Origin of the sequence: Chitinophaga sp. SYP-B3965 (assembly GCF_009647655.1) — a bacterium.
In the GTDB taxonomy this organism is placed as follows: domain Bacteria; phylum Bacteroidota; class Bacteroidia; order Chitinophagales; family Chitinophagaceae; genus Chitinophaga.
In genome coordinates, this window is the sequence record NZ_WJFD01000006.1 from 62,597 (window position 1) to 78,240 (window position 15,644).

Here is a 15,644-nt window from a genome sequence, read left to right on the forward strand (position 1 = left end):
AAATAGTATTACGATCCATAACATCTTCCTGTCCCCTGCCAGGTAATAACAGGAGCACTATTATAAATGATCCCGGGGATCAATGTAAATGTAAAGTCGTAGTTAAAATTGGATTGACGGTTACTGGATTCAGTAACTGTTACCCCGCTGGAGATCTCAGCGCCTACCTGGTAAAGCCCGGCATTCAGGCCCCCGGTTATTATTACGTTTCCATTACTTGCAACAATAACCGTTCTTTTTTCAATCAGGTCACCTCCGCCATTTCCCTGAACATCATTTCCACTAATAGCCGCATTCGCATAAGGAGGGGCGGGAGTTTCAAAGGAGCCAACAGCAGGCCCTATAACAAAGGCAGCTGGTGTACCTATTACTACAGAGATGGGGCTGAATTCTATATGAGTGGTAACTACCAGTAGATTTTGCCGCTTTGTTAAAAACCAGGAAAATCTCATATTATGGCTAAAACCATTGATGGCATCTCCTCCTAAAAAGGTTCCCTGGTCAAATGAGCTGGTATTCATTCCATCATCATTAGCATTGCCGTAGATACCGTTATCATCTACAGAATTAATACTAAAAGATCGCGCGTTGGTCATCTTTCTGTCAGCAGGTTTTTCCCCATTTACGGTTAAGGAATTCATAATAACTTTGCTGACACTGTCACGTATCGCAATATTATCATAGTTCTCTTCTAAAAACGCCATGGCGTCTTTGTCAAAAGAAATAGTGGTAGCAGACTTATTCTCCTTATTATCAATAGCCGGATCATTATTGACGGATTCTTTTTTACAGGCAGTAAAAATAAGGATACACACCATGAGGTGAAGGGGAAACTTTTTCATTTGCTTAGTAGGTTACCGGGTTAAGAAATTAATAGGTTATTAAACGTTGTACTCTAATGGGTTTACCTAACAAAGATAATAAAATATATCATCGGCCTAAATTTATTCAGCCTGTAAACAATAAGTTAACATTTAACATCCGGATGCATTACGGTTTCTCCACCACCGCAAACACCACAGACATAGGCGGTAAATTTATTTTGACACCAGCCTGCGCGCTGGCAGAAAAAGCTTTCAAACTTGTATAATTATCCGGCCCGCCTGCAATGCCTGCCGGCCCTTGTCCATTCACAAATACTTTCCTTGAAAAACTGCTCACTCCTTCCCCTCCTGTTAACACATACCAGTAATACCTTTTACCAAGTTTAAAATTCCGGAATGCCAGTTGTACGTTCCGGGCCACAGTGGATCTATTCACGAGTGCAACAGTCACCTCACCGGAACTGTAAGTAGAAGCATACGCATTAATATTACCGTTGGTGCCAGACACTTCCGTATTAATAAACCGGTCGCCCAGCAGCTTCTGAAAAAAGTACAGGTAGTAAAAGGCCGGTCGGGGCGCCCATTTTTCTTCACCGGAAGCCGCTTCTCCCTGGCTGAATAAACCATGGTCGTTACCGTTCTCCCATGCATTAGCAAGATCCCAGCGACTGGCCATACCGAACCGGTATTTCATCATTTCCCCCATCACCAGCACAGCATGCATGCCGGCTACCTGCGATACCATCTGCTGAGAACCCGTGGCAAAAATATTCCATTCCGTAAGCGCCACAGGCTTCATATTTACGTGGGCATTCGTGACAGCGAGGTTGAGATGATCTGATATTGCCTTCGTCACCGCTTCCGCAGATGCCAATACTTCCGGAGGATTGGAATTGGTATTGAATGGTGTAAAATAACTGTGTACAATGAAAAAATCGCTGGTAGCAGCCTGTTGCAATACACCTGCATTCCATAGTTTATCTGTAGGCGTAGCCCATGTGGCTGGCTCATGTTCTAATAACTGGGCACCGATGTAAATAGTTTTACCTGACTCCGAAGCGGCTTTGCGCATGGAATCCGCGAACACTTTAAAATGACGGCCATACAGATCGCCGGTGATGAACTCCGGCTGACCGTCTTTATTTTGCGTTACATCTATCCGGTAACCGGCTTGCCAAACGCCATTGCTTTCGTTGCCGATCTCCCAATAGCGGGTACGTCCTTTATCATATCGCACCCAATCTGCAGCGAGGTGAGCAGCAGCAGCAACAGGATCAGTAGCAGTACTATAACGTGCATATGCATAGTTAATAGTGATGATGCCTTCGTTGCCTGTTTGCTGCAGCATTTTATAATAGTTCTCCACGGAGATCGTCCAGCCGTCTGTATTGCCGCCATACCAGTATCCTGCATCAATGGCCTTCCCATCTGCATCGCTTATTTTTAGTGGTGCATCTGCCGGAGGATTACCAGGCATAGCATTCCAGAAATAAATACTGCTGAGGTTACCTCCGGGGAAACGGATGATGCCGGGATGCAGATTCCTGATATGATTGATCAGTTTTGTTTCTGTTATCATCTGGGTCATATAAACATTGCTGTTATTCCCAAACAACGCCGGTGATATTTTAGTAGCTACCGTGGAAGCATCCAGGGTTACAGTGTAGGCGGCTTCAGCAGGTTGTTCTTTTTCTATGTAGGAGGGCGCGGTGAATTCCTTTTGCGCCCATCCTTCCATAAAAAAACCAATTGTTGTAGCCAGAGCCGGGTCCGGCACGGTAATTACCGTGCCGGAAGTATCACTATTCCCATTATACTTTTCTGCCGTTCTTTTGTTGCATGCTATCATCGTTATCAACACCGTGCATAACAAAACACCACTTGCTTTTTTTATCATTACCTGATCTTTATAATTCTGAAATTATCGAACGCAGCATTGAATACTTCTACCGGTGCAGCTTCAGTAATAAAACGATAACCGAAAGGTACTTTACCGTCTGGTTTTACCAGGTCTCCCATTACTGCTGCATTGGCGCCTGTGCCTTCCACACCGTCCACAGCCTTTTTAAAATCAGATAAGGGAATGGTAACAGTCATCCATTTATTATCTGTATGAAAGGATTTATTCTCCGCGTTAGTAAAAGGTATATAACGATAAGCATATGTTTCACCGAAGCGTAATACACAGATGGCAGCTGTCCATGGTTCTTTTGTGTTCACTTCAAATTTCAGTACATAATTAGCTGTCTGTTGTGTTATAACAGCCGCTGTGAACAGCGGTACTTCATTAAAATTACCTGAGCGGTTGCCGTTCCACCATCCGCCGTCGTTCGCACCTACACCACCAAAAATGTTCTGCAGGTAATTACCTCTTGTGCCGGGGAATAATGCGGGATCGCCTGTTCTGTTGGCACCCCACCAGGCCCAGTTGAATACAGGTTTTTCGCCTGTTTCGCCATCATTGGTGAGATTGCTGAGCAGGTTCCCGCTTTCATGATCGTTCAGGGGAGCATTGAAAGCTGTAACACCATATTTGGCATGTACCACAATACGGCCTGTATCGCCGCCGAGATCCGGCATAATGAGTCCTACCCTGTAGCCATCGCTGCTTTCATTAAAGGCAGTTACTACTCTGTTACCAGGGAAAACGATCTTCTCTATCAGCCAGAGGCTGGAACCCCAAATGATCAGTGAATCACCCGGGAATGCATTTTCATTGGAGATACTTTCGATAGTTGGTGGCGGAATGTCCACTATAAAAGAAAAAGTAGTTTCACCATGCCCTGTTACAATGCGGATCTGGTTTGGTACATCCGGGTCCGTAGCTTCAGAAGGTGCATTGGATGGAATGGTGATGATCACATGTGTATTGGTATTATAAGTGGGATTAAAATAAGCAGCCAGCCCGTTAAAATAGATATTGGTGGCACCGCCCAGGTTTTCACCCGAAATGAGTACCAGGGTACCTGGCAATGCTCTCGTAAAAGTGCTGTCAACACTTGCAGAATCCAGCAGGCTCACTGCCTTGATTACGGGCGGACCACTGAATTCATTGTCCTTGGTACAAGCCCAGAGCAGGCATAACAGCAGGAATGCGATATATGTATGTTTGCGCATAATTTTCTTTTTAAACATTAAAACTTATAGGGAACCGGAGGTTTACGCAGATTCGGCGCTGCTGCCATCTCTACTGCAGGATAAGGCAAATAGAAATTGCTTTCCGTTACAGGATAAGATGCCGGTATATCTGAAGTGATCGTCCAGGAAGTGGCATTGGTGGCCGCATTGGGAACAATACGATAACTGCCTCTGTCCTGGGTGCTAAGCATTGTCAGCACTTTTGCGGGTGCATAATAATGCATGCGCACAGCATCATACCATACCTGTCCTTCCATAGCTAATTCCAGCCTGCGTTCGTTGAAAATGTCATCTTCTGTAAGAAGTGTTTTTGCTCCCAGGCCTGCTCTTGCACGCACCGCATTAAAGTACTGTAATGCCAGCGGATCCACTGTGGAAGGCGCTGCTCCCAATTTAGCCTCTGCATATACCAGGTAAACATCCGCCAATCGCAACATATAAGTGTTGATCTCTGTATGTTGCTGTGTTACTTTACCATCGTTATCTTCCGGCCGGCCCACTACATATTTTTTCACCCATGCACGGGTATTGTACTGCTCCGTACCTACGAAATTCCAGGGCACCTGCAATTCCCGGATGATCTTTTTACCAGGGTTGTTGGGATCATCTACTGACTGGTGAATGTAGGAATAGTGATCTCCCGGGAACATGAAAGTGGCTTTGCGCCGTTTATCCAACACAGAATATGATCTAAGCATATCTAAAGATGCACCCAGGTCTCCTCCCCATCCATCACCAAAACCAGTGATCTCAGAACCGAATGCAAGGAATGCCTGTACACTATTCTGCGTGCCCCAGTCACCATCATATTTCCATTGCAGGGCAAAGAGGCTCTCTGTATTATTATTGTTCTTCGTGAGAAAGAGGTCCTCATAATTCGTCATCAGCTTAGCACCACTATTCTGGATCACATCCAAAGCATATTTGGCAGCACTATCCAGATCTGCTTGCACACGATTACCGCTTATACCTGCTCTGGTGAGGAACATTTTGGCCAGCATGCCTTTGGCACTCCATTTAGTGATACGTCCTTTTTGCGCAGGTGATGCAGGTAAATATTCCGAAGCAAAACGCAGGTCTCTGATAATAAACTCCCAGATGCTTTCCACGGTATTACGCGTGATAGTAGTATCTGTGAGCAATACATTATTATCTACGATCACGGGTACCGGGCCCCAGTTTTGTACGAGGTAGGAATAAGCTACCGCACGCATAAACCGGCCTTCTGCAATGCCAGCTTGTTTAGCATTTTCAGGCACGGATGATGCCGTGTATTTGGTGAGGTTATTGATCACCATGTTGGACTGGGCCACCACATTAAAGAACGAAGTCCATGAGCTGTAAACCTCCGGCGTAACATCTGTTGTCTGCATCCGGATATTAGCCACCTGATAGGAGCCAGACATAAGAATGCCGCCCCTGGCATCTCCGATGCCGTGTGATGATTTATCATTATAGGCAAACCACACCACGTTATATAAAGGCGCTGTGCCGGCCAGTACCTGTTCAGTAGTTTTGTAAAAATTCACATCTACGATCGCATCTTCCGGCGGCCTGTTGAGGAAATCCTTGCTGCACCCGTTTAGCATACCGCAGCAAGCCAGTGCAATCAGGTATCTTTTATAATTGATCTTCTTCATGTTGTAATTTTTTTAAGCTGCATTAAAAATCCACACCAATGCTGGCTGTATAAAGTCTTGTGAGTGGATAACGACCTGCGTCCACCGCAATCAGCTGACTGTTCAGCTGCACTTCTTTTCCCAGGTATGCACCCACTTCGGGATCAAACCCTTTGTATTTGGTAAAAGTGAAAAGGTTTTGTACACCTACAGTAAGGCGGATGCCTTTCAGCACATTCTGCTGCCGCAATAAAGCACCGGGGATATTGTATCCCAGCTGTACATTCTTAATACGGATATAAGAACCGTCTTCCACAAAGAGGTTCGTAAAGCGGTTACCATTACCGTTGAGGTCAGTACCTACTATACGAGGCACCGTGGTGCCGGGATTTTCCAACACAGCTTTGCCGCTGCCATCTGTAGTGATGCGGGCATAGTCAAATGCTTCGCGTAACAGGTTGCGGCCAAGATTGATGTTGCTGGGATTGGTATTGTCGTAACGCAGATAATTAAAAATATCGTTCCCCTGTGCGCCCGTTACCAGGATACTCAGGTCAAAACCTTTGTAAGCAAAAGTGTTCGTAAAGCCGAAGGTGAGTTTGGGCCAGGGATTACCGATATAGGTCTGATCTCTTGAATCGATGATGTTATCATTGTTCAGGTCTTTATATTTGATATCACCTACCCATACACCCGCATCTCTCGATACTGGCAAACGTGTACCGTCTCCTTGTGCAGGAATAGCACTTTTGTTGATCTCTTCTTCAGATTGAAAAATACCTTCCGCTATATATCCATAAAACATCCATGGCGCCTGGCCAATGGAGGAACGGGATGTAAAGTTGTTCATATACCAGGCAGAGCGGGAAAGGAATGCTGCATCAGAATAGAACTTGGTGATCTTTGTTTTAAAGGAAGAAATATTAAAATTACTTCTCCATGTAAATCCATTTTGATTGTCGATGTTCACGGTGTTGAGTGTAATTCCCCAACCCCTGTTCTCCATGGCGCCGATATTTACAACGGGCGGATTGATATTCCCCTCACTCTGTGTGCCCATATAGGCAGGCAGCGGATTTGGCATCAGCAGGTTATCTGTTTTACGGATATAAAAATCCGCTTCCAGTTGTATCCTGCCTTTAGCAAGACCGAGATTGAAACCTATATTTTTTGTTTCTGTAGATTCCCATTTCAAACTGGCATTTCCATACTGGCCGGTACGAAAACCTGCACCCCATGGAGTAGTTACTGAATTGAGCGCGGAATATTGTGCGCCACCGCCGCCATTATTACCAGTGGTACCATATTCAGCCCTGATCTTCAGATCGCTGATAAAGGAAATGCCCCGCATAAATGGCTCCTCCGTTACGCGCCAGGCGGCAGATATAGAAGGGAAATACCCCCATTTGTTTTCCACACCAAAGTTGGATGATCCATCTGCCCGGCCCGCGAGTTGCAGGATGTATTTATTGTTGTAGGAATAATTGATACGGCCAAGCCAGGATTCCAGCGCACCGGATCCTTTGCCGCTACCGGTAGTTTGTCCCAACGCGTCACCGAGGTTAAGAGATGGGATCTCGTTACTGGCAAAACCTACACGTGTGGCATTGAAACTCTGATAATTCCAGGCCTGTGCTTCGTGGCTGGCCATTACGCCGATGCTGTGTTTACCTATATTGGTATTGTATTGTAATAACTCATTGAGGTTCCAGTAAAAGTTCTTGTTAGTGTTCACACTAAGGCTCGCCTTTTCATTTGAATTATATCCAAGACGATAAGTGGGTGTGAATTTTGCACCGTCTGTATATTCAAAATTACCGTTAAAGCTGGTGCGGAAAACAAGGCCTTTAATGATGCCGATCTCTGCCGTGGCGCCACCTAAACCACCGGTCCTTTTCAAGCTATTGCTGATCAGGTTGGCGATGGCCACAGGATTTAGCGGAGAAAATTTTGCATTGCTGCCATATTCGTTTTCAGTAGCGCCGCCCCAACTGCCATCTGCATTTTTTACAGCAACATTGGGAGCCAGGTTGATGGCGTTGCGGATCACGTCTTCACTGGTGGAAGCAAGTTTTTCTTTTGTCTGGTAAAAGTTCAGGGAAGTACTTAGTTTCAACCATTTGAAAGCCTGGTTGTCAAGGTTGAGGCGGAAAGAATACCGGTCGAATTGAGAACCGACTGCCACGCCTTCCTGCTTAAAGTATTCGCCGGACATATAATAAGTAGTATTGGTAGCACCGCCACTGATAGTAACCTGGTGCTTTTGTAATGGCGCTGCTTTGAAAAGGGCATTCTGCCAGTTTGTTCCTGCGCCCAGCACGGAAGGGTTTTGGAACTCAGGAATGGGCGTGCGGTTCAGGATGCGATCTATTTCATTCCTCATGATGGCGAACTGCTGTAAATTCATGGTAGGCAGATCGTCTGGTTTATCCTGACTGGAATACAGGTAATTATAATTCACTTTGACCTGTCCGCTTTTGCCCCGTTTGGTGGTAATAAGTATTACACCATTTGTTGCACGGGAACCATACACGGCAGTAGCAGAAGGCCCCTGCAGTATTTCAATGCTCTCCATATCCGATGGATTGATCCCTGCCAGCGGATTAGTAGAACTGGTAGCGCCATAAGCAACAGTAGCGGGTTGCATTTGTACCCCGTCTATTACATACAATGGCTCATTTGTACCGCTCAGGGTATTAATCCCCCTGATCACTACAGAGATCCCGCCACCGGGCTGACCTGTATTTTGTGTCACATATACACCAGCCGCACGGCCCTGGATGGCCTGATCGATGGTGGTGTTCACCGTCCGGTTGATGTCTGCAGCAGAAATGGAAACCTGCGCGCTACTCTGGTCTGTTTTTTTCATCTTGCCGTATCCTACCACCACCACATCACTCAGGAGGCGCTGGTCGATCTCAAGATTTACGTTCAGGGTGTTGGAACTCCCTACTTTTAATTCCCGGGTGGCATATCCCATAAACGAGATACCGATCACCTGCCCGGTTTCAGCTGCAATGCTGAATTGCCCCTGGTTGTCTGAAATCACTGCATTGGAGGTTCCCTTTACTGCTACCGTAGCTCCTCCAACTGGCCGACCAGTGGCCTGGTCTGTAATAGTACCGGAGATCTTCCGTGGTGCAGGGGAAGTATTTTGTGCATGCACCGGCAGGGCAAACAGCCAGATGCAAACTATGCCCCATATTAAAAGACATAGCCTTCCTGGAAAACTTTCTTTTTTCATACGTAGAAATTTGTGGAATTGAGTTGTGGATTTTGGTTGTTATTATATAATGGTCAAATATACCGGCAGGGAACCGGAACAGCGGTAGGGGTATGTTTATTATACAGGACGGAATGTTGTGCGGGATGTATCAAATGTATATTTGAGGGGTATCATTTGTTGCATACTCATTTCCGCATGACAGATGCATAGGCCGATGGAAGCATATTGTAGGCCATTTTGAAGTAACGTGCAAAATACTTGGGATTATTGAATCCTACTTCGTAGGCTACCTCGGTAATATTCATTTCCGTTTGGGTCAGTAACTGCGCAGCCCGCTGAAGGCGAACAGTACGAATGAACTCTATAGGGGAATGCCCGGTAAGGGAAAAAATGCGCCGATATACGGATACCCGGTTCATGCACAATTGCCGGCTCAGCATTTCCACAGAGAAGCTGGCTTCCGACAGGTGTTTTTCTACTATTTCCAGGACGCGTTGCATGAATTTGTCGTCTGCCGTCATCGTATTGGCGTTCTGCATGTTAGGCTGAGGGATCACCAATTGTACAGGTACCTGCCTGGCCAGGATGTTGCGCACACGGGAAAGCATGATCTCGAAGTTGAAGGGTTTCACCATGTAATCCACAGCACCACTTTCCAACCCTTTTAATTGTGTCTCTTCTGTATCCATAGCAGTGAGCAGGATCACAGGAATATGACGGGTACGGGCATCTCCCCCTATCTTTTTACAGAGGTCTACGCCATCCATTAAGGGCATGTTCACATCACTTACTACAAGGTCCGGCAGGGCGCTCAGTATTTTTTGCCATCCATCTGCCCCATCAGTTGCCTCCAGGATATCGTACCATTCTTTCAGATTGTCCTTCAGGTAAAACCGGAAATCATCATTATCTTCTACAATCAGGATTCGCTGATTTTTGCGGAGTTTCCTTTTTTCAGGGCCGGCAGGTTGTGCAACGGGCAATTCCGTCTGAGACAACACTATCGGAAAACGGAGAGTAAAGAGGGTGCCTTCATCTACTTTACTTTCCACAGCAATGCTCCCGTTGCATAACCTCACAAACTCTCTGCTGATGGCCAGTCCGATTCCACTGCCCTGATGTACGAATTGTCCCGGCGTATCCAGTTGAAAATAGCGTTCAAATATTTTCTCCTGTCTTTCTTCCGGAATGCCAATGCCGGTATCTTTTATCTGCAGTTCCAGGGCCAGGCCCTGAACATTGGCAGTAACCGTCACGCTACCACCTTCAGGTGTGAATTTAAAAGCGTTGGATAACAGATTAAAAAGGATACGCTCCATTTTATCGTGGTCAAAAAGGGCCTGGAGTTGTGTGCAGTTGGTATGATAGGCAAAAGCTACTCCTTTTCTTTCCGCAAGGTCTGTAAAGGAATCCACCGTTTCATGAATAAAAGCCATCAGGTCTCCTGCCACCGGTTCGGTTTTCAGTTCCTTCATTTCCATTTTACGGAAATCCATCAGCTGGTTCACCAGGTTCAATAACCTGCGGGCATTGCGGCGAATGAGCTGAAATTTCTGTTTATCGTCCGGGTCTTTGGTTTGTTTAATAATTTCTTCAATAGGCGCCAGGATAAGTGATACCGGTGTTCTGAACTCATGGCTCACATTGGTCAGCAGTTTGATCTTCATCATATCCAGATCATGGAGGCGCTGTGCTTCCCTGCGCTCCTGCTGTAGTGCAAAACGGCGGTGCGCACGCTGAATGATCATTTTACGGGAAAAGAAAAGCAGGCCAGCTCCAAGCAGCAGATATAACCCGTAAGCCCAGATCGTTTTCCAGAAGGGAGGCAGAATAATTATCCTCAGCGAAATACCCTCTTCGTTCCATACCCCGTCCTCATTAGCTGCTTTCAGATGTAATGTATATTCACCCGGATTGATATTAGTATATGAGATGCGGCGTGTTTTGCCATCAGTGGTCACCCAGTCTTTATTAAACCCTTCCAATGAATAAGCGTAACGGTTCTTACGGGTATTGATAAAGTTCAGCGCTGCAAAGTCTATGGAAAAATCGTTCTCATTGTACCGCAGGGTGATTTCGCGGGTTTCCGGCAGCGCCGTTGGTAACATCACATGTTGCTGTCTTTTTTCATTTACCGCTACCGGTTTATTTAAGATCTGCAGGCCGGTAAATACGAGTATCGGTTCAAACCGGTTTTGCCGTACGTCCGCAGGATTGAAGATGTTAAAACCATCCGCCCCGCCAAACATCAGTTCTCCTGATCTCAGTTTCAATGCTGCGCTTGCGTTAAAGGCCCTTCCCTGCAAACCATCATCTTCATCATAATTCCTGCAATGGATACGGATGCCGTTATGGTCCTGTTCTATCGTAACCCGGCTCAGGCCATTGGAGGTGCTCACCCATAACTGGTGATTATTATCTTCCAGGATGCAGTTGATGTTATTATCCGGTAAACCGTCCTCTATGCGGAAAGACTTAAAGGTGCCTGTTTTTGCATTGTATACATTCAATCCTTCACGGGTACCGGCCCACATATTTCCCCAGCTATCACAATGCAGTGAGGTCACATTATCATTACTGAGGTTATGCGTGCGGTTCAGCAATTGGGAAAAAGTGCCTTTTTCCTTGTCCATCACATCTATTCCATATGCAGTGCCGATCCAAAGATCACCATCCTTACTTTCCGCGAATGCAGATACAAAATCAGAATGAATGGAGTTCGGTAATTTGGTGCTATTGTGATAGAAGATCCCGTTTCCCGGATCAAAACGATCTAAACCTCCACCCAGCGTACCCACCCAAAAATTGTTCCGCTGATCACGGAAGATCTTCAGCACGGTTTTGCTGGACAGGCTGTTGGGATCTTCCGGATTATGCCGGAAGTGCGTAAAACGGTTATTGCTGTAGTAATCCATTCCCCCGAAATAATATCCGATCCAGAGACTGTTGTAAGCATCTATATACAGGCTCACTATCACATCATTGCTGATACTGTTATCATCTGCGGCATTATGTTTAAACTGGCGGAAAGTATTGGCTTTGCGATCAAAATAGAGCAATCCGCCACCGTTTGTACCGATCCAGAGATTACCTTTCCGGTCTTCCACAAAACAGTTCACATCATTGTAACTGAGGCTTTGGGGATTGCCCTGTTTATTTTTATAGAGCGAGAATTTCATTTTATTCTCCGCGTAATAACTGATCCCTCTTTTATAGGTCCCGCACCAGATAATACCCTGATTGTCTTTATACAATGGATATATAGCATCCTCTGCAACACTCTTCACATCTTCCTGCTGATTCGTGAGGAACCTGGAGGAAAAATCCTTTTTATCAATGATATTAATACCACCATGATCTGTCCCGATCCAGATCAGCCCATGGTTGTCCTGGATCACACTGTTCACGATATCGTTATTCAGGATCCGCTGTTTTCGGGAAAGCTGTTTTGCCACGCCGGACACGGGATTGAAATACAATACCCCATAGTCAGTATTGGGTGTATATACCCAAAGTTCATGCTGCGCGTCTATAAAAAGCTGCAATGCAAAGGGGCTGGGTTTTACTAAAGCACACAAGGCATCCGTCCGGTGAACGATCTTATTGGTACGCGTATCCATCTTTGAGATACTGCCATTCAGGAAGAGAATATAGAGGAAATGCTCTCCATCCATTTTTATATCAGCAATACCGGCCTTTTCTTTTGGTAAAATAATGCGAACGCCCCTGTTCTGATCTGTAATGCGATACAGACCGGAATCCGTATACGCTACCCAGCATACATTGCCTGCCCGGAGCATACTATTTGCCCCCAAAGAGGGCATCCCCAGGTTACGGAGCCAGCCTGCCGCATTGGTAAATTGTTCCTTTACCGGATCGTAGATATTATCGCCGTTCCTGGTTTTAATGAACAAACAGTTGCCGGGAGCCGGAAATATATGCGTAATGTAATCATCGTTGAGGGAAAGGGAATCAGACAGGCTGTGGCGGAAGATCCTGAAATTATTGCCATCATACCGGTTTAGACCGCTCATGGTACCGAACCAGAGAAACCCTTTTGTATCTTTATAAATACAATTTACCTGGTTGCTGGAAAGGCCATTATGGATATTCAGTGTTGAAAATTGCACAGGTTCCTGCTGTGCATAGGTTACCTGCAGCAGGGAGAGCAGAAGTGGAACGAGGAAAAATTTCTTTAACATGGAATTATAGATACTGCCAAGGTGAATATACCTATTTAAGCTGAAATATCCATGTGCCGGGAGTGTACAAAAAAAGCATATTTATTATTTGATGAAATTTATTAGTAAATTCTAAGCTATTCTATCATCAACATGCATAAAGTGAAAATTGAGCATTTTTACCCAAAAGATCCTATACTCCGGCAATGCATTGAATACTATTATTTCCTCAAAACGGATGCGGCTGACTTCATCAGCAAATACTACGTTTTCCCCAATACCCTTCAGGCTTTCAATATACATAAACATGCCACCTGCCAGATCGAACCTTTTTCCACAAAGGTATCGGGGCAGCCCGGTGATGCCCATCTGATAATCGCCCAGGGAAAACATGAACTCCCCCTGTATGTTGAATTATCAGGAATACTAGACAAAATAACGATTGTATTTAAGCCGCTTGGATTAAACCATTTTATAGAAAGTCCGCTATCCGAGCTCACTCCGCATGCATCGCAGATCATTACATGCTGGCACAATGAACAATTCCTGCATTCCTTTTTTGGCGCGGAAAATAATGACGAGCGGATAGCGATCCTCGAAATATTCCTGTTAGATCTTTATAAACCTATACCTTTTCAGGAACAGCTGATGCAGGCCGTTGAATACCTGATGGATTTTGAGACGGAGCGGCCTGTTCAGGAAATTATCACAAAGTCAGGCCTCAATACAAGGTCGTTTAATCGCTTATTCCTGAAGAATGTGGGCGTATCCCCTGTTGGTTTTCGTAAAATTGCCCGTTTTAGAAATTCACTCAGGGACAAACTCTTTCATGAAAAATTCAAAACACTCACGGATATCAGCTATCGCAGCAATTTCTATGACCAGGCTTACTTCATTAAGATCTACCGGAAACTGACAGGCCATAACCCCTCCCGTTTTTTTGAGGCTATTGATAAACTGGCTGATGACCGGTTAATTATGAAATTTATTCAGGAATGAAGCCAGTTTGTCCAAAAAATACAATTCCCTGGCCAGCTGTTAGGTGATATTTGCTTTATGAAGTTCTTAGCATCTTTCTGGCTGGTGATCATAAGTATTACTTCAGCCTATGCACAAATTGATTCCGTTTCGGTCTATCACAACCGGGCCTTTGAGCATTACAACCGAAAGGATTATGCAGGCTGCCTGTTCTGGAGTAAAAAGATGTTCCAAACCAATCAAAGCGATTACCGGAACAACTACAACCTTTACCGAGTTGCTATTAGCGCCTGCCAGGTAAACCAGCCAGCTGAGGCAATGGCTTATTTTACAGAGCTGGTTGATGAGCACCTGCATTATTCTATGTACTATAACTTTGCCAGCGACAGCATTTTACTGACCTGTGTGCGGGATGCTGAGATCTGGAAGAAAGCTATCGCTAATACCAAACCCGGATACGACTCTGCAGAAACTGCAAACGAGCTGTATTACGAAGGAATTATGGATACAACCAGGCGGCTAAACCATTCGCCCTTGCTTAGTGAGCAATACCTGGCCAATCTTTTTACCACCAAAAGCTTTGATAAGATATATCAAACGCTTAAGAACTATCATCAGTACGAAACTCCGCCGGTGTCTGGTCATTGGACGCTGTACAACATACGGATGAATGATACGCTTACCGTTCCCTTCCTGGTTTATATCCCTAAAGCGTACAAACCCGGTCAAAAAACACCGCTCTATTTATTCCTGCAGGGAGCAGTCCGCGGCCGGAAACAGTTCATGGTCAGGGGGAATATTCCTGTCTATGATAGCCCTGTATTATATAAAGCTATAGAAAAAGGGGCTTTTATCATCTATCCCTTTGCCCGCACAGATGTAAACTGGTTATATCATCCTATAGCTTTCCAGGCGATCCTGAAAGAGATCGCCTTCGTTAAATCACTTTATAATATTGATGACAACCGTGTGTACTTAGCTGGTCACTCAAATGGAGGGGAAGGCACATTTTATTTTGCGATCAACCAGCCAACACCGTTTGCCTCATTTCTTGCATTAAACTATTTCCCCCAGTCCCACATTACCAATACGCTGCTTATAAACCTCACGAATAACAGGACGTTTTACGGAGTAAGCGCCAGAAAAGATCACATCTTTGACTTCCGGAAAGTGGACAGTATATATAATTATGCCAAAGGAATAGGCTGCAGGTGGCAGAACTACAGTTTCGATGGAGATCATGGCTTAGCTTATAATAACAGCGGGCAAATCGCCTTTACTTATGATACGTTAATGTCTGCAGAACGACATCCATTTCCCGGCACAATTAAATGGGAAACAGACAATGTAAATAATGGACGGTGTGACTGGATTGAAATTACAGCGTTAGATACAGCCGCTAATAATCATCGAAAAACAGGTGTTATAGAAGCAGCTGTTAAAGGAAATGAAATCACCATCAGGACTTCCGCTATTAAACAATTCAGCTTTTATGTTTACCCGGAATTAGTTGATATAACTAAACCGCTTTTCTTTGTGATCAACGGGAAGGCGCCCCGCCGCATACAGGTACAAAAGAACAAAGAGCATTTAAAAGCTGCTTTCCTGGATACAAAAGACCGGACATTACTGCCGGTACAAAAAATCACCATACAGGTAGATGAATAAAGAAGAAGCC

The 15,644-nt window shown here is 45.1% G+C and carries 8 protein-coding genes; 2 read left to right on the forward strand and 6 right to left on the reverse strand.

Annotated elements, in window-relative coordinates:
* Positions 1 to 8: 8 nt before the first annotated feature.
* From GFS24_RS25085 to GFS24_RS25110, 6 genes are all read right to left on the reverse strand, one after another.
* Positions 9 to 842 carry a hypothetical protein gene (locus tag GFS24_RS25085; protein WP_153664497.1) on the reverse strand — a complete coding sequence of 278 codons (834 nt, stop codon included), beginning with the start codon at positions 840 to 842 and terminating at the stop codon, positions 9 to 11.
* Between the two features lie 148 nt (positions 843 to 990).
* Positions 991 to 2,721 (reverse strand): alpha-L-arabinofuranosidase, encoded by a 1,731-nt coding sequence (locus tag GFS24_RS25090; RefSeq protein WP_153664499.1) that lies wholly within the window; start codon positions 2,719 to 2,721, stop codon positions 991 to 993.
* On the reverse strand, positions 2,721 to 3,941 hold the full coding sequence (locus tag GFS24_RS25095) for a glycan-binding surface protein (protein ID WP_153664501.1): 1,221 nt from the start codon (positions 3,939 to 3,941) through the stop codon (positions 2,721 to 2,723). The genes GFS24_RS25090 and GFS24_RS25095 overlap by 1 nt, the downstream gene beginning before the upstream one ends.
* Positions 3,942 to 3,958: 17 nt before the next feature.
* Positions 3,959 to 5,602, reverse strand: coding sequence for a RagB/SusD family nutrient uptake outer membrane protein (locus GFS24_RS25100; RefSeq protein ID WP_153664503.1), 1,644 nt, complete (start codon positions 5,600 to 5,602; stop codon positions 3,959 to 3,961).
* 22 nt (positions 5,603 to 5,624) lie between these two features.
* Positions 5,625 to 8,825, reverse strand: a complete 3,201-nt coding sequence (locus tag GFS24_RS25105; RefSeq protein WP_153664505.1) for a TonB-dependent receptor — start codon at positions 8,823 to 8,825, stop codon at positions 5,625 to 5,627.
* 167 nt (positions 8,826 to 8,992) lie between these two features.
* Positions 8,993 to 13,009 (reverse strand): two-component regulator propeller domain-containing protein, encoded by a 4,017-nt coding sequence (locus GFS24_RS25110; RefSeq protein ID WP_153664507.1) that lies wholly within the window; start codon positions 13,007 to 13,009, stop codon positions 8,993 to 8,995.
* Between the two features lie 132 nt (positions 13,010 to 13,141).
* Here GFS24_RS25110 and GFS24_RS25115 point away from each other — a divergent pair, with 132 nt between their 5' ends.
* Together GFS24_RS25115 and GFS24_RS25120 are read left to right on the forward strand one after the other, a co-directional pair.
* Positions 13,142 to 13,987: a helix-turn-helix domain-containing protein gene (locus GFS24_RS25115; RefSeq protein WP_153664509.1), complete on the forward strand. Its 846-nt coding sequence runs from the start codon at positions 13,142 to 13,144 to the stop codon at positions 13,985 to 13,987.
* A 57-nt stretch (positions 13,988 to 14,044) separates the two neighbouring features.
* Positions 14,045 to 15,634, forward strand: a complete 1,590-nt coding sequence (locus GFS24_RS25120; RefSeq protein WP_153664511.1) for a hypothetical protein — start codon at positions 14,045 to 14,047, stop codon at positions 15,632 to 15,634.
* Positions 15,635 to 15,644 lie beyond the last annotated feature (10 nt).